The organism is Polynucleobacter sp. HIN7 (assembly GCF_030297595.1).
In the GTDB taxonomy this organism is placed as follows: domain Bacteria; phylum Pseudomonadota; class Gammaproteobacteria; order Burkholderiales; family Burkholderiaceae; genus Polynucleobacter.
This window is the reverse complement of the sequence record NZ_AP028138.1, coordinates 170,154-185,766: the sequence shown is the minus strand read 5'-3', so window position 1 is coordinate 185,766 and position 15,613 is coordinate 170,154. Positions and strand designations below refer to the sequence as shown.

At 46.2% G+C, this 15,613-nt stretch carries 16 protein-coding genes, 1 tRNA gene and 2 pseudogenes; 12 read left to right on the top strand and 7 right to left on the bottom strand.

Going from position 1 to position 15,613, the window contains the following annotated elements:
- Positions 1-36 precede the first annotated feature (36 nt).
- A pseudogene (locus tag QUE64_RS01025) lies at positions 37-561 on the top strand (RNA pyrophosphohydrolase); the annotation flags it as partial.
- A 17-nt stretch (positions 562-578) separates the two neighbouring features.
- Positions 579-1,142, top strand: a complete 564-nt coding sequence (locus QUE64_RS01020; RefSeq protein WP_286223890.1) for a CNP1-like family protein — start codon at positions 579-581, stop codon at positions 1,140-1,142.
- Between the two features lie 12 nt (positions 1,143-1,154).
- Here the strand turns inward: QUE64_RS01020 and proB are convergent.
- The 4 genes and pseudogenes from proB to rplU form a co-directional block, all read right to left on the bottom strand.
- Positions 1,155-1,931, bottom strand: a pseudogene (gene proB, locus QUE64_RS01015) (glutamate 5-kinase); the annotation flags it as partial.
- A 5-nt stretch (positions 1,932-1,936) separates the two neighbouring features.
- Positions 1,937-3,004, bottom strand: coding sequence for an Obg family GTPase CgtA (gene cgtA, locus QUE64_RS01010; RefSeq protein WP_286225533.1), 1,068 nt, complete (start codon positions 3,002-3,004; stop codon positions 1,937-1,939).
- Between the two features lie 57 nt (positions 3,005-3,061).
- Positions 3,062-3,331, bottom strand: coding sequence for a 50S ribosomal protein L27 (gene rpmA / locus QUE64_RS01005; RefSeq protein ID WP_286225532.1), 270 nt, complete (start codon positions 3,329-3,331; stop codon positions 3,062-3,064).
- A gap of 14 nt (positions 3,332-3,345) precedes the next feature.
- Positions 3,346-3,657: a 50S ribosomal protein L21 gene (gene rplU, locus QUE64_RS01000; protein WP_286223887.1), complete on the bottom strand. Its 312-nt coding sequence runs from the start codon at positions 3,655-3,657 to the stop codon at positions 3,346-3,348.
- Positions 3,658-3,783: 126 nt separating this feature from the next.
- Between rplU and QUE64_RS00995 the strand changes: the two genes are divergently transcribed.
- Both QUE64_RS00995 and QUE64_RS00990 read left to right on the top strand, forming a co-directional pair.
- On the top strand, positions 3,784-4,788 hold the full coding sequence (locus QUE64_RS00995; protein ID WP_286225531.1) for a polyprenyl synthetase family protein: 1,005 nt from the start codon (positions 3,784-3,786) through the stop codon (positions 4,786-4,788).
- 11 nt (positions 4,789-4,799) lie between these two features.
- Positions 4,800-4,876, top strand: a tRNA-Pro gene (locus QUE64_RS00990).
- On the opposite strand, the gene QUE64_RS00985 is transcribed toward QUE64_RS00990, so the two are convergent.
- Positions 4,877-5,803: a glycine/sarcosine/betaine reductase selenoprotein B family protein gene (locus QUE64_RS00985; RefSeq protein WP_286225530.1), complete on the bottom strand. Its 927-nt coding sequence runs from the start codon at positions 5,801-5,803 to the stop codon at positions 4,877-4,879.
- A gap of 65 nt (positions 5,804-5,868) precedes the next feature.
- On the opposite strand from QUE64_RS00985, the gene QUE64_RS00980 reads away from it, so the two are divergent.
- Positions 5,869-6,636 carry a fumarylacetoacetate hydrolase family protein gene (locus tag QUE64_RS00980; protein WP_286225529.1) on the top strand — a complete coding sequence of 256 codons (768 nt, stop codon included), beginning with the start codon at positions 5,869-5,871 and terminating at the stop codon, positions 6,634-6,636.
- Here QUE64_RS00980 and QUE64_RS00975 read toward each other — a convergent pair whose 3' ends face one another.
- On the bottom strand, positions 6,637-7,656 hold the full coding sequence (locus QUE64_RS00975; protein WP_286225528.1) for a 2-dehydropantoate 2-reductase: 1,020 nt from the start codon (positions 7,654-7,656) through the stop codon (positions 6,637-6,639). It lies immediately after the preceding gene.
- Between the two features lie 371 nt (positions 7,657-8,027).
- Between QUE64_RS00975 and QUE64_RS00970 the strand changes: the two genes are divergently transcribed.
- Complete coding sequence (locus QUE64_RS00970; protein ID WP_286225527.1) at positions 8,028-9,467, top strand: high affinity choline transporter 1; 1,440 nt, start codon at positions 8,028-8,030, stop codon at positions 9,465-9,467.
- Between the two features lie 32 nt (positions 9,468-9,499).
- A complete protein-coding gene (locus QUE64_RS00965) occupies positions 9,500-10,450 on the top strand; it encodes a phytoene/squalene synthase family protein (RefSeq protein ID WP_286225526.1) in 951 nt (316 codons plus the stop codon).
- Here QUE64_RS00965 and QUE64_RS00960 read toward each other — a convergent pair.
- Entirely contained in the window at positions 10,447-10,953 is a 507-nt protein-coding gene (locus QUE64_RS00960; protein ID WP_286225525.1) for a methylated-DNA--[protein]-cysteine S-methyltransferase, read from the bottom strand. The genes QUE64_RS00965 and QUE64_RS00960 overlap by 4 nt on opposite strands.
- Positions 10,954-11,050: 97 nt before the next feature.
- Between QUE64_RS00960 and QUE64_RS00955 the strand changes: the two genes are divergently transcribed.
- From QUE64_RS00955 to coaE, 5 genes are read left to right on the top strand one after another with little or no spacing between them, the layout of a single operon-like run.
- On the top strand, positions 11,051-12,352 hold the full coding sequence (locus QUE64_RS00955) for an HlyC/CorC family transporter (RefSeq protein ID WP_286223879.1): 1,302 nt from the start codon (positions 11,051-11,053) through the stop codon (positions 12,350-12,352).
- Complete coding sequence (locus tag QUE64_RS00950; RefSeq protein ID WP_286225524.1) at positions 12,349-13,449, top strand: GspE/PulE family protein; 1,101 nt, start codon at positions 12,349-12,351, stop codon at positions 13,447-13,449. Before QUE64_RS00955 ends, QUE64_RS00950 begins: the two co-directional genes overlap by 4 nt.
- On the top strand, positions 13,446-14,504 hold the full coding sequence (locus tag QUE64_RS00945; protein ID WP_286225523.1) for a type II secretion system F family protein: 1,059 nt from the start codon (positions 13,446-13,448) through the stop codon (positions 14,502-14,504). The genes QUE64_RS00950 and QUE64_RS00945 overlap by 4 nt, the downstream gene beginning before the upstream one ends.
- The gene (locus QUE64_RS00940; RefSeq protein ID WP_286223876.1) at positions 14,504-14,983 is read left to right on the top strand and encodes a prepilin peptidase; all 480 of its coding nucleotides are present in this window, start codon (positions 14,504-14,506) and stop codon (positions 14,981-14,983) included. Before QUE64_RS00945 ends, QUE64_RS00940 begins: the two co-directional genes overlap by 1 nt.
- Positions 14,950-15,591, top strand: a complete 642-nt coding sequence (gene coaE, locus QUE64_RS00935; RefSeq protein ID WP_286225522.1) for a dephospho-CoA kinase — start codon at positions 14,950-14,952, stop codon at positions 15,589-15,591. Before QUE64_RS00940 ends, coaE begins: the two co-directional genes overlap by 34 nt.
- Positions 15,592-15,613 lie beyond the last annotated feature (22 nt).

Here is a 15,613-nt window from a genome sequence, read left to right as displayed (position 1 = left end):
TAAAGGATTAAAGATTAGGGACTAAAAGGTACGATTATGCTTGACCGTGAAGGCTATCGACCTAATGTTGGCATTGTGCTTCTCAATGCTCGTAACGAAGTATTTTGGGGTAAACGAATTGGACAACATTCTTGGCAATTTCCACAAGGAGGAATTGCGCACGGAGAAAGTCCAGAAGAAGCAATGTATCGCGAACTCCACGAAGAGGTGGGTCTTTTTCCTCACCATGTCGAGATCATTGGGCGCACCCGTGATTGGATTCGCTACGATGTGCCCGAGGAGTTCTTACGCCGCCAAATGAATCACCGTCATCAGCGTGTCGCTTATAAGGGTCAAAAACAAATTTGGTTCTTACTGCGAATGCTAGGCCAAGACCATGAGATTCAACTACGAGCCACAGGGCATCCTGAGTTTGATGCCTGGCGCTGGCATCCATATTGGATTGAGCTCGACACTGTGATTGATTTCAAGCGCGAGGTCTATCAACTTGCACTCTCTGAACTCGCCCGGTTTATTGTCACCACCAACCAAATGCAACAATTAGTCTGGGGGGCACCATTACACGCCTCGCACCCTTCATGAATAAACTTCAGTTTCTCTTGCTTGCATCATCAGTTACGGTACTGAGTGCCTGTTTTTCGGATCCCTTGGCCGACGGGACTGATCCGTTTGCACCAACAGTATTTAAGGAAGGGGAAACACCCATGCCCTTAAATCCGCCTAATAAAAAATATTTGATACCTTTCTCAGTATCGCAAACCACTATTTTCAAGTTTGCCGTTGATACCGAATCCATCAAGATTGGAAACGACGGCGTTACCCGCTACATTGTGGTGATTACCAATCCCAGTGGTGGTCAAAATGCTTACTTTGAAGGAATACGGTGCGATACGTTTCAGTGGCGGTTATATGGCACTCTTGAAGCCAATCAGCAATGGCGTGCCAATCCTTTAGGTAGCTGGTTAGCCATTAAGGACAATGTTCCAAATCGCTATCAGGCAGCTTTGGCTCAGGGTGCTTTTTGCAATCTAGCGACCCAAGAAAAAAGTTACGCCAAGGTTGTGAAGTCTCTCGACCCCAATAACTTTTTGGGGATCACTGCTCCCGTCGGATCCGAAGCAGAGCTACCGACTCTGCGCTAATTAGGCCTTACTCAGCAAGGTTCCAATCGACTCGCCCTGATACAGGCGTACTAATACATTTGGCTCACGGCCAGAGGCAATCACCGTACTCGCCCCGGTTTCTACCGCTGTTTTGGCTGCCAACACTTTTGTAAGCATTCCGCCTTTACCCAAATCACTACCAGCACCTCCAGCCATCCGCTCTAATGAAGGGTCGCCTGCGATTGCAAAATCAACCATCGTGGCAGTGGCGTCTTTACGAGGATCGGCGGTGTATAGCCCACCCTGATCCGTCAAAATGACTAGGGCGTCGGCGTGTACCAAATTAACGACGAGTGCCGCCAAACTATCGTTATCACCAAATTTAATTTCATCGGTAACTACCGTATCGTTCTCATTAATGATCGGCACAACACCTAAAGACAGTAGTGTTTGCAAGGTTGCCTTTGCATTTGCATGACGCTGCGCATTAGCCAAGTCAGCATTCGTTAATAGAACCTGTGCAGTATGTACGCCAAATTTTGCAAAGCATGATTCGTAAACTTGCACCAAACCCATTTGCCCAACTGCGGCAGCTGCTTGCAGCTGATGAATTTCTTGAGGGCGGACAGCCCAGGATAAGCGCTGCATGCCCTCGGCAATGGCACCTGAACTCACCATCAACACCTGGCAGCCCTGCTTGAGTAAATTAGATACTTGCTCAGCCCAAGTAGCAATCGCAGTTCGATCTAGCCCTTCGCCATTATTGGTCACCAAGGTAGATCCAACCTTCACAACAATTCGTTTTGCTTCTGAAATCGTTTTTTTCATCGTTATTACTCGTCTAAAAAACGGGGGTCTTCAGCACGCTCTTCCTCTAGGTCACGATCTTTGCGAAGTCCGTCCAAATAATCTTGAATCGCATAACAAAGGCGATCGCAACCTTCGCCAGTAAGGGCAGAGACCTCAAATACGGGACCCTGCCATTCAAAACGTTTTAAGAAATCTGCGATGGTTTGCTCTCGATCCTCAGGCTGCAGCATATCGACCTTATTCAATACAAGCCAACGTGGCTTTTGATATAAGGCTTCATCGTATTTGCGCAGCTCATTGACAATCGCCTTGGCATCAGCGACCACGTCGACATTCTCATCAAAGGGGGCGATATCAACCAGGTGCAGGAGCACACCGGTGCGCTGTAGATGCCTTAAGAATCGGTGACCAAGACCAGCGCCCTCAGCAGCACCCTCGATGAGTCCTGGAATATCCGCAATCACAAAGCTGCGTTCATTACCAACCCGCACCACTCCCAAATTAGGATGCAAAGTAGTGAACGGGTAATCTGCAATCTTGGGGCGCGCATTGGATACAGCGGTAATCAAAGTAGATTTACCAGCATTGGGCATCCCCAATAAACCCACATCGGCCAACACTTTTAATTCCAACTTTAATTTGCGGCGCTCACCTGGTTTGCCATTAGTCTTCTGACGTGGGGCACGGTTGGTACTACTTTTAAAGTGAATATTGCCCCAGCCACCAACACCTCCTTGGGCAAGGCAAATTCGCTCCCCATGTTTAGTCAAGTCAGCAACTACTTCGTTGGTTTCCGAATCCGAAATAATGGTTCCAACTGGCATTCGTAACTCAATATCGTCACCAGCACGGCCATAGCAATCCGCTCCACGCCCAGGCTCACCATTTTTAGCCGTATGCGTTTTGGAATACCGGTAATCAATTAAGGTATTGATGTTACGATCCGCAATCGCATAAACACTGCCCCCGCGACCGCCATCGCCACCATCTGGGCCACCAAACTCGATGAATTTCTCGCGGCGCATTGAGGCGCTGCCGGCACCACCATTACCAGCAATCACTTCAATTTTGGCTTCGTCTATGAATTTCATAAATAAAAAGGCCTCGCAATCTGCGAGGCCTGTTTCTGTTGATTAATTAAATCTCAGTCAGGCCGCTGATGAATGAGGCAATACTGAAACTTGCGCTTTCTTCATTGCGCCTTTAACTCCAAACTCTACTTGTCCATCAATCAAAGCAAATAAGGTGTGGTCTTTGCCCATTCCAACATTGACGCCGGGATGAACTTTGGTGCCACGCTGACGAATAATAATTCCGCCAGCATTGATTGCTTGACCGCCATAGACTTTCACGCCTAAGCGTTTTGATTCTGAGTCACGACCGTTGCGTGTTGAGCCGCCGCCTTTTTTCTGTGCCATCTTTCTCTCCTAACTCAGGCCTTAATCGACTTAATCAGAATCTCTGTGTAATTCTGACGATGGCCCTGATGTTTCTGATAATGCTTACGACGACGCATCTTAAAGATTTTCACTTTATCGTGACGTCCCTGGGAGACTACAGTAGCCATCACAGCGGCACCATTAACCAAGGGATCGCCAACTTTGAGCGATGAGCCCTCGCCTACGGCGAGAACTTGGTCAAGAGTAATGTCGCTGCCGATGTCCGCCGGTATCTGTTCTATTTTCAATTTTTCGCCAGCAGCAACTTTATACTGTTTGCCACCGGTTTTTATGACCGCGTACATGGTTAAACCTCTCAAAAAATACTGCAAATAATTACAAATCAACTTAATTCGAAGCATGATTCCTTTAAAAGTCGGTGACTTACAGAAAATCTGCTACTTTGAGCTGAGCCAAGTATTATATCTTGGATGAATAACACTGTCAAAAACAATCACTTAGGGCAAATTTTGGCCCCCATCAGCCCTGATTTACAGGCTTTGGACGAGGTCATTCGCCGTCGACTTGCCTCGGAAGTGGTTCTAATTGATCAAATCTCGTCTTACATCATTCAATCGGGGGGAAAGCGGGTCCGCCCCGCTCTTCTCTTATTAATTGCTAAAGCTCTAGCCAACGGCAAGGAAATTCCCCATGCTTTGGAGCTAGCCGCGGTGGTTGAATTTATTCATACCGCCACCCTGCTCCACGATGACGTTGTGGATGAATCCACCATGCGCCGCGGTAAACAAACCGCTAACGCCGCCTTCGGAAATGCTGCGAGTGTGCTGGTGGGTGATTTCCTATACTCGCGAGCTTTCCAAATGATGGTCGCCCCCAATGACATTCGAGTGATGCAAATTCTCTCGGACGCTACCAACACAATTGCCGAAGGTGAAGTCTTACAGCTTCTCAATATGAATGACCCTGAGGTCGATGAGTCTAGCTATCTTCAGGTGATTCGTTATAAGACCGCAAAATTATTTGAGGCATCGGCTGAACTCGGCGCTCTAATTGCACAAGCAAGCGATATCGAGCGCGAACTCGCAGCCGCATTTGGGCGCCATATTGGCACCGCCTTCCAGCTGATGGATGATCTACTGGACTACACCGCAGATCCCAATGAAATGGGTAAGAATGTGGGCGATGATTTACGTGAAGGTAAACCAACCCTCCCACTGATTTATCTCATGGAAAAAGGTAGCACCGATCAACAACTACTGGCTCGGGAAGCAATCTCACAAAACGAGGAGCTACCAGATGATGTGTTTGATCAAATCCTGCAAGGCATCTACAGCTCTGGCGCCTTAGAGTACACCCAAGATGCTGCGAGGCGCGAGGTTGATTTAGCCCTCAATACGATTAAGGATTTCCCACAAAATCCAGCCAGCGAATCCTTGCGCGCTTTATGCGAGTACTCGCTAATTCGTCAGGGATAAAATAGTCAATACGGAATGTAGCGCAGTCTGGTAGCGCACCTCGTTCGGGACGAGGGGGTCGGAGGTTCGAATCCTCTCATTCCGACCACTATCGCCCAGTTGTCTTTTGCCGAATCTCTTTTGCCGCTAACCTTGCTGCTTCGGCCTCAGAACGCAATGATTCAATTTCCTGCTTTGTTAAACGCTCAATATTCATGTAGTCTAATTTCCAACGAGGATCCTCACTCCAGCGCAAGGCACTTTGCACAGTGATTCGCGGTCCTGGAGCAACCTCAAGTAAATCAAGGGCTAAATTAAAAATAATGTGCTGTGATTGTGGGTCTTGAGGTCTTGCTGCTGCATTGCCCAAGGGAAAATCATTAAACACGAAGCGCGGGACACCACAGAACTCCACAATATCTTTAGCAGCTCCAATAATGATCGTTGGAATGCCTGCCTCCTCAAGAAAGCGTGCTAACAATGAAATACTTTGATGACAAATGGGGCAATTAGGAACCAAGATAGCGACGTCCACCCCATCGGCTTGGCACATTTGCAGAATGCGGGGTGCATCGCTTTCTAAAGTGTGACGTTGACTTCGGTTAGTCGGCAGGCCATAGAATCGATCTGCTAAGTTTCCAATTCGTTGCTCAGCCACTGCTTGTCTAGCGGCATTCAACGGAAACCAGCAGGCCATCTCGGATAAATTCGCATGCTTTCGATCTATACCCACATGCGCAATCCGTAAATCAGGGTTGACTGTGCTTGGCATTGCATAGGGCTCATAAAACTTTGCCTGTGCGTTGTATGGAGCACCAGGCCCCTGATCTCCCTTTGAAGGATCATACGGAACTGCGGTTGTAATTAAAGCCAATGTCGAGGCTTTTAATGACTTTTTTAAGGGGGTAAATGGCACATTGCTGTAATGCGCCCAAACATAGGGATTGTCATAACCAAGTGCCAGATAGTACGAGCGTGTACGTTGAATATATGGAATTGCGCTGTCGAACTCAGGTGCAAATAACAGTTCTGGCATTTTTTAGAGTGACTCGGTGGTAATTGATAAGATCATGGTAATCATATACAAAGGAGAACGGTACTATGGCACAGTGGTTACGCTACACGCATCAAGGCAATGTTGGATTTGGACAGTTACAAGGCGATCAAATTGCTGTTTATGTCGGCGATTTATTTGCTAACCCCAAAGCAACTGGTGAATTCCTCAAGATTGCGGATGTCACGCTTGAGATACCCTGCGTTCCAAGTAAATTCATTGCCCTAGTGGATAACTTTCATGCCTTGGTAACGAAGCTTGAGCACACCGTTCCGGATGAGCCTTTGTATTTCTTAAAAGCAAGTAATTCCTTTCTAGCGGCGGGACAAACCATCCAAGTGCCGAAATCCTATGCAGGAAAGGTTATTTATGAAGGTGAACTTGGGATTGTGATTGGGACAAAATGCCATGGGGTGAGCGTTGCCGATGCCGCTCAATTTATTTTTGGCTATACCTGTGTCAATGATGTCACCGCCATCGAGATTTTGAATCGCAACCCTGGTTACGCACAATGGAGCCGCTCAAAGAGCTTTGATACTTTTGGCGTATTTGGACCGACCATCACAACCGATGTGGATCCAATGGGCTTATCGATTAAAACAATCCTTAACGATCAAGAACGTCAGAACTATCCAATGAGCGATATCGTTTTTACACCCGCTCAATTGGTCAGCCTTATTTCACAAGACATGACCCTCATGCCAGGCGACGTGATTGCCTGTGGAACCTCCGTAGGCGTCGGCTCCATGAAGCCAGGCAGTCAGGTCAGTATCGTGATCGATGGCGTTGGGCGCCTTGATAATCGCTTTGAATAATTAATATCCAGCGGCTACTGGTAATACAAGATTTCCCTTGGCATCCTGCACGTTTTGATCTAGATACTTCGTCAGAGCATAAACGGTATTCAAGCAGGGTGTCGGGGTTCCTGTAATCTCACCTAACTCAATTACGGAGCCCAACAAAGCGTCGATTTCCAATGAACGACCAGCCTCCAAATCTTGCAACATCGAAGTTTTGTGTTTGCCGACTTTTTCAGCACCAGCGATACGTCGCTCAATATCGACACGGAACGTAACGCCAAGCTTTTCAGCAATCGCTTGCGCTTCGGCCATCATATTGCGCGCTAGCTCTTTCGTCAGAGGGAAACGGCAAATGCCTTCCAAAGTACCGTGAGTTAAAGCGCTAATTGGATTGAATGTGAGGTTACCCCAAAGCTTTAACCAAATTTCAGCACGAATATCATCCAAGATGGGTGATTTAAACCCTGCAGCCCCCATCACATCTGAAATTTTCTGAATACGTTCCGTGGACTGGCCATCCAACTCGCCGAGCGGGAAACGCACACCCTCGACATGTCGAATAACACCAGGACCTTGTGTAATAGTCGCAGGATATACAACGCAACCAATAATATTGTCGGGATTAATCGCCCGCATGACAACACCGCCTGGATCAACGGTATCGACGGGATGATCCTTATACTTGCTACTGAGTTTCTGAAAATACCACCATGGAATTCCGTTTTGCATTGGAATTAATATAGTGTCGGGCCCTAGAACAGATACTAGATCATCAATCACTGGTTCCACTTGATGGGCTTTCACTGCCAAAATAATGACATCCTGTTTTGGTAAACCACGTAGATTTTCAACGGCCTTTACCTTCGCAATGATTGGTTCAGGATGCTCATCGGTAATTAAGGCAAGTCCTCGTTCTTCAATCGCTCGCAAAGTGGCGCCACGCGCCATCACCGTTACGTCGTTACCAGAATTTGCCAACATGACTGCTAAATAGCCGCCAATTGCGCCGCCACCACCAATGACACAGATTTTCATGAACACTCCAATTTAAATATGATGATTGGTAATAGTACGATATTTTTTAGGGCTATTAGGATTTCCTTTAATGCTCCTCTTGCCAAATTCATCCAAAAATACCACTCACTTTGTAGCGACCATCCTCAAAAAAGATCAACTCTTTTATAAGACTTAGACGCCACTGGTACTTTTAATGAATCGCCAATCAAATTTGATCTTTAAATAAGCGCAGATCTTGATAGGTTTCAATACCTTAGGCCGTATTTTCCTGATTCAGGAAGGCGAGATAATCCCCACCTATAATCAGGGCTTGCTAGTGAATAGGCCCTAATGGGGTGGTCTAAAGACCATCCAATGATCAATCTATTTTGTCGAAAGAGGACGGTGCGATGCTGCTTTGGTTCGTAATTGCTTATCTCGGCATTTCAATTGCGATTGGTTTGTACGCCGCCACCAAAGTTCACAATGCCAGAGACTACATCACAGCTGGCCGAAATTTACCCATGGCTTTTGTTCTGGCGATGGTCTTTGCTACTTGGTTTGGCGCCGAGACCGTTCTTGGCATTTCGGCAACTTTTTTAGAAGAGGGATTTCGAGGACTTATTTCCGACCCTCTTGGGGCCTCGCTCTGCTTAATTCTGTTCGGACTGGTCTTTGCAAAACCCTTGTATCGACTAAATCTCATCACCCTTGGCGACTATTTTCGATTTCGCTACAACCGCCAGACCGAGTTGCTAATCTCCATTTGCATCATCGTTTCCTATCTTGGCTGGGTATCCGCTCAAATTTCGGCCTTAGGGCTAACCTTTAATGTTTTGTCGAACGATTTAATTTCAATCAGCGATGGCATGCTCATTGGTGCTGGCGTTGTTTTGGTCTATACCTTGTTTGGTGGGATGTGGTCAGTGGCACTCACAACCTTTGTTCAAATGATTGTGATTGTGATCGGGCTTTTATTGGTTGCCAGTAATGCTGCTGATCAAGCTGGTGGAGTTGCTACTGTGATTGCCAAGGCTAGCGCAGAGGGTAAATTTAATTTCTTGCCGACACTGGACCCAATCGATATGCTTGGCTGGATTGCGGCATTGCTAACTATTGCACTAGGCTCCATTCCACAACAAGACGTTTTTCAACGAGTCAATGCAGCCAAAAATGAGTCAATCGCAGTATGGGCTACTACCTTAGGCGGTGTGGCCTATTTCTTTTTTGCTAGTGTGCCACTTTTCTTGGCTTACACCGCCAATATCATCGATCCACAAATGGTCGAGAAATTTCTAGCGAGCGACTCTCAAATGATCTTACCCACGCTGATCCTCAGCCATATGCCTTTTTTTATGCAGGTGGTTTTCTTTGGGGCGCTGATCTCGGTCATCATGAGTACCGCGTCTGGAACCTTACTTGCACCATCAGTGACCTTTACAGAAAATATCCTTAAGGGTTTTTATCATCACATGACGGATAAGCAATTCCTTTGGGCAACGCGCTTGACCGTATTTGTATTTGCGAGCATTGTGACCTTTTACGCGATTGCGACTGAGGCCAAAATCCACACCATGGTTGAAAATGCTTACCGTATTACGCTAGCGGGCGCATTTGTACCACTGGTTGCTGGCCTATTCTGGAAGAAAGCGAGTGATCTCGGTGCCTTGCTTGCGATTACCTTTGGCTTGAGCATGTGGCTCTTACTGGAAATCATGGGTATTGAGGAGCCGGTTGAGCCCCAGTTAATCGGCCTACTAGCCAGTCTGATTGGCATGATTCTAGGAAGTTCAATTGCCCCACGTTCGCCAGCGAGCGCTACAAATCAACTAAATAAAGCTCAGCATTAATTACCGACTTCCATTCGAAAGCCAAACCCCGCATGTCCGCTTTATCTGCTGATGAACTTTACCAACGCTCGATTCTTGAATCAGTATCTAGAACGTTTGCGCTGACCATTCCGTTATTACCCCCAAATCTAGAAAAGGTGGTTGGTAATACCTATTTACTCTGTCGCATTGTCGATACAATTGAAGATGCATCCTGCATGGATGCAATGACCAAACAAGATTTGTCAGCCAGTTTTGTTAAAACGGTTCTGGGCGAACAAAATCCTAAACAATTTACCGATCAATGCGCAATCGCTCTAGCAGAGCATAGCAATCTAGATGAAAAAGATCTAATTCAAAATATTCCTCGGGTATTACGGGTACTCGATAGTTGCGACATACAACAACGCCAAGCGGTTGCTCATTGTATTCAAATCATGTCAGATGGAATGAGCTATTTTCATACCCGTCAAAATCCTCGCGGCTTGGAGAGCTTATCTGAGTTTGAAAAGTATTGTTATGTGGTTGCTGGGGTCGTTGGTGAAATGCTAACCACCGTATTTGCCTTACATTCGCCAGCTTTTGCAAAAGCGATTTCACAAAACGAGCACTTAGCAATTTCGTTTGGTCAAGCCCTGCAAATGACCAATATTCTCAAAGACTCTCCAGAAGACCGAGCGCGCGGTGTTTCATGGAAGCCAATTGGGATCAGTGAGACGGATTTATTGGTGATCGCTCACCAAAAACTTGAAGATGCTCTTCATTACATTCATTGCATTCCAAAGTCAGAGCTCGGAATTCGGCGCTTTTGCTTTCTTGCCTTTGGCCTAGCTGTGCTAACCCTTAAACAAATTGCACTGCGTCATCACGGCCATATATCAATCGAAGCAAAATTAACTCGGTCGCAAGTGAGTCGCTTTTATGTCTTTACCAAACTTGCCGTTCACAGTGACTGGCTGATGGACATCTTTTTCAGAATCCAAGCTAGGTCCCTAAAGGCTTAATCCCTGATGGCATTTTCATGGCCTAATAGCCATTCTTTAATTCTTAAATAGGGTCCGTTAGCCTCACCCACAAACCCACCAATACCTGCTTTTGATAGGACGCGATGGCAGGGAATAATTAGCGGATAGTAATTCGCGGCGCAAGCGCCACCAACTGCTCTAGGGCCTGATTTAACCTGAGTGGCGAGTTCGCCATAAGTCATAGTTTGTCCATTCGGAATAGATTGGATGGCGGACCAAACACGTTGTTGAAAAACGCTGCCCTGAGTTTTGATTGGCAAATCAAAGAGAAAATAAGGATCGTCGAAATAAGCCTCTATTTGCTCTTTGGCATCTCTTGCTAACTCATTGAGGGGTCGACTAACTTTGTCTAAATGACTGAGGTATTGAACGTAGCTAATCATTAGGGATGAATCAACGATTTCGGTACGAATTCGCAATCCGCCAAATGGGGCACGCATCACGCAGTGCTGAACATGCCCTGTCAAGCTTGACTTTACCAAGAAAAGGTCCTTTCTGACATCAAAATCAATTGAACTTGATAGTCTAAATATTCAGTATTTGCTATATTGCTTATCTGTGCTTTTCTTGAAAGTGTAGATGGATTCGTTTTTTGATTCTTGGCCCCTTTGGGCACAAGCTGCGCTGGTTGTCTTTTTGCTCGCCCTCTCTGGATTTTTCTCGATGGCTGAGACCAGTATGGTGGCAAGCAACCGGCATCGCTTACGCGCGATGGCAAACAGTGGTCATGCTGGCGCTGCTTTAACCCAAAAACTACTGAAGCGCATTGATACCCTCTTGTCTGTTTTGTTGATTGTCAACAATCTAATCAATACCATTTTGCCAATTTTGGTCACTGGTATTGCGCTGCATTTATTTGGCACTAATGGACTAGTGATTTCAATCGCTACTCTAACCGTCGCGTTTTTAATCATCATCTTTAGTGAAATTACTCCCAAGGTCATTGGTGCCGCATTTGCAGAAAAGATATCGGCCAATATTGGTTGGGTAATTTACCCTCTGACAATCTTATTGAAACCCCTGCTATGGGTTGTGAACTCTTTTGTTTCAGGGTTAATGGGCCTCATGGGTTTAAACCGAAAAGAGGCAGCATTGCAAACGATGAGTACTGAAGAACTCAGAAGTCTTGTTCTGGAATCAAGTCACTTTATTTCAAATCAGCATCGCAGTATCTTGCTCAATCTATTTAATCTTGAAAATATCTCGGTCGATGATGTAATGACACCCCGAGCCAAGATGGAGATATTGGATTTATCGCGACCCATCGACGAGGTCATTGGACAACTGGAAACCTGTTACCACAACAAATTACCCGTATGCGAGGGGGATCCCGAAAAAATTATCGGTATCCTTTCGGTTAAAAAAGCGCTTTCTTTACTCGGTAACGACGAGCTAAGCCACAGCGACTTTCGAGAACTCTTAAGCGAACCCTACTTCATTCCCGAGGGTACCCCAGTCATGCAACAGATGCAGTTTTTTCAAGAAAATCGGCAGCGCTTGAGTCTGGTGGTGGATGAATACGGCAGTGTTCAGGGCTTATTAACATTTGAAGATATTGTGGAGGAGCTCATCGGCGAGTTCACGACCTCCTTTCCGGGAGTGGTTTCCCAAGACGAATGGTCTGATGATGGCTCTTATTTAGCCAATGGAAGCGCAAATTTGCGCGACCTCAATCGTTTATTAGGATTACAGCTCCCCGTCGATGGGCCCCGAACACTCAATGGACTCATTCTGGAAGAGCTTGAAGAAATTCCGGATCATGACCTCAGTGTCAAGGTTGGGGGGGTGGTGATGGAAATAATTCAATTTGATGATCAAGGGATTAAGACGGTGAAACTACACAAACCGTCGCCCGAAGAGCCAAGTCTATCGGCGCCTTGATTCAAACTGTCTCAAATACCCAGAATCCATCACGCAAGCCACTCGAAGAATCTGATCACCATATCATTCGTCTGTGGCAAGAAATTGCTTTATCTGCTGTTAATGAAGATGCGAGCGATATCCATATCGAAGCACAGCAAAATGCGTGTGTCGTTCGCTTTCGTATTCATGGTGATTTATATCTTTTTAGGTCTTACCCAAAAACAGATCATATTCGATTGATTACGCGCATCAAAATTCTAGCGAAGCTGGATATTGCTGAACAGCGCCTACCGCAAGATGGTCGACTAACAATTAGCAGTGGCGACGTAATGAGTCATGAAATTGATTGCCGGGTCTCCACAATGCCAACTTTGTTTGGTGAAAAGGCGGTCATTCGACTTCTCAGAACAACTAATTCTGAATTAGATATTGACCATATTGGCTTGACTGACTCCCAGCTGGATATTGTCAAACGATGCTTAAATCGGCGGCACGGCTTGATTTTGGTATGCGGCCCAACGGGTAGCGGCAAAACACGAACGCTGTATAGCTTTCTTCATTATCTAAATCAACCCCATCTCAATCTTTGTAGCGTCGAGGACCCAATTGAAATCCGCCTACAAGGGGTAAATCAAATTGCATATCACCCAAAGGCTGGGCTCCATTTCGACGCCATCATTCGCGCCCTCCTACGACAAGATCCTGATGTCATGATGATTGGTGAAATCCGTGATTCAGAAACAGCCAAACTTGCTGTGAGTGCAGCGCAAACGGGTCACTTGGTACTGAGTACCATTCATACCCGCGAAGCTTTGTCGTGCATCGAACGGCTACGAAATTTTGGGGTAGAGCCCCACTCGATCGCACAAAATCTATTATTTGTAAGTTCCCAGCGCTTAGTTCGGTATCGGAACTCACAGCAGGGGCGGTTTGCAATTCATGAGGTACTGCCCTTCTCTCCCAAGCTCATTGCCGCGATCGAATTAGAAGTGACCGCAACGGAACTTGAAGAAGTTGCTATTACGGATGGGTTTCGCTCAATGCGACATCAAGCTGATGCCTTATTCCATCAAGGGTTAATTGACCAATCGGTTTTACTTCATGAACTTCCATGATGATTGGACGCTCTCTTTCTCTTCGCGATCAAATCAACTTTACATACCGGCTTCATAGTATTTTGCAAGCAGGGGTGCCGCTCCTTGAAGCTCTCCATCTGCTAGAGCAGTGCTCCCCCAAGCATTGGAGAGCATTTCTGTCACATACGATCCAAGGACTCAAAAGTGGCCACAGTTTGGCGACCAGCCTTTCTGCAAAGGGTAAATGGTTTAGTCCGATTTGTATTGGCTTAATATCAATTGGTGAGAAAACGGGGGCATTAGAGCAATCGCTTTTTTTAATTCATCAACAATTGCTTGCTAAGGAATCACTTGTGCAGCAAATGAAGCAAGCGCTGACCTACCCTGCAATTACCTTTGCTGCTGCAATGCTAATGGTCATCACCATGTTGTTATGGGTTATACCCAGCTTTGAAGAGATCTTTCATCACTTTCACGCTGAATTACCCATGAGTACTCAGTTGTTGATTGGTCTTTCGAGAGGTTTGAATGAGCATGCGATAGTGATTATGGGTGTAATGTTTATGACAGGCGTCGCCGTGCTAATTCTTTGGAGAAAATCAACCTGGTTTCAAAAGTGGTGTGATCGTCATTCCTTTCGTATTCCGATATTTGGGGATTTGATCCGACTATCACATCAAATCACGTGGTGCCAAAACATTGCGCATTTAATGCAATCCGGCCTAAGTCTCTTAGAGTCGATCCGTATTTGTGCACAATCATCCAATCATTGGCTCAGTCATGATTTGAGTGCTAAGTTATTTAAGCAACTTTCCTTAGGTTGGGATCTTGGGCTTGCCATGAAGCGCATTGATCCTAATGGTCGATTCTTTGATTCTGAAACCGTCCAATTGCTTGAAATAGGCGCTCGCACCGGTATGCTCAATACCATGCTAATCAATCGGTCTCGCTCGTTTGAAAATCAGCTAGAGCATCGGTTAGCCATTCTTAGTCAAAGCCTAGAGCCCGTGTTTATTATTTTTCTTGGTCTTCTGGTAGCAGGATTACTCATGACGCTCTACTTACCTATTTTTTCATTAGGCAGAATCATCTGATGTGGCTTGATTTCATCCTTCGAGTCGGTCTCATCCTAATCCTCGTTTATGTGGCATGGATTGATATTCAGCGGTTTTTAATCCCCAATCGATTCACTTACCCAATGATTGCCTTAGGTCTTGTCTTTAATTCCCTCTCGCCATTCCCATGGTGCGAGCCATACTTAGCATGGACCGGTGCCATATTGGGGTATTCACTCCTGTGGATCATTAATCAACTCTACAAAAAAGTTCGCGCACGCCATGGTCTTGGCATGGGGGACGCCAAACTTTTAGCAGGCTTAGGAGCTTGGCTTGGAATCCATAGTGCGTTATGGATATTGGTTCTAGCTGCCTTTTGCGGGATTATTGGGGGCCTCCTTTGGCTCAAGTATCAAAAATTACCGTCTACCCACCCCTTTCCCTTTGGCCCCTTTCTAGCATTTGCTGGCATCATAGAAATACTATGGATAAGTCCACTCGCTCACTCCTTGATTTAAAAGGAAAAGTTCCATTTTTAGGCCTGACCGGGGGTATTGGGTCGGGCAAGTCGAGTGTTGCCTCATTTTTGGCAAAGCGCGGGGCCTGGGTGATCGACACCGATCAAATAGCCCACCAAATAAGCGCCGCCGGGGGGATAGCAGTGAATCCTATTAAAAGCCAATTTGGGCCTGAGTTCATCCTTCCGGATGGATCGCTCAACCGAGCAAAAATGCGTGAGTACGTATTTAAGGATACCGAGTCCAAACGAAAACTGGAAGCCATTACACACCCCCTAATTCGCCAGGAAACCATACTCCAGGCTGAAAATGGCTTAGAAAATCATGCTCCCTACTTGGTATTTGTAGTCCCCCTGCTCCTAGAGTCAGGCACCTGGACCGAGAGCCTAGATCATATTGCGGTGGTTGATTGTGAGGAAGAGATCCAAATTCGGCGGGTGATGGAGCGTAGCCAGCTAGACCGCCAGGAAGTGCTGGGCATCATGGCTCATCAGGCAAGCCGGGCTGAGCGCTTGGCAATTGCGGATACCGTGATTCATAACCAAGGGGATCTCGCTAGCCTTGAGGTGGAAGTCGACCGTCTTCATCAAAAAATGCTGGATTTGTAGTTTTTTTGCCAAGGGTCAGCAT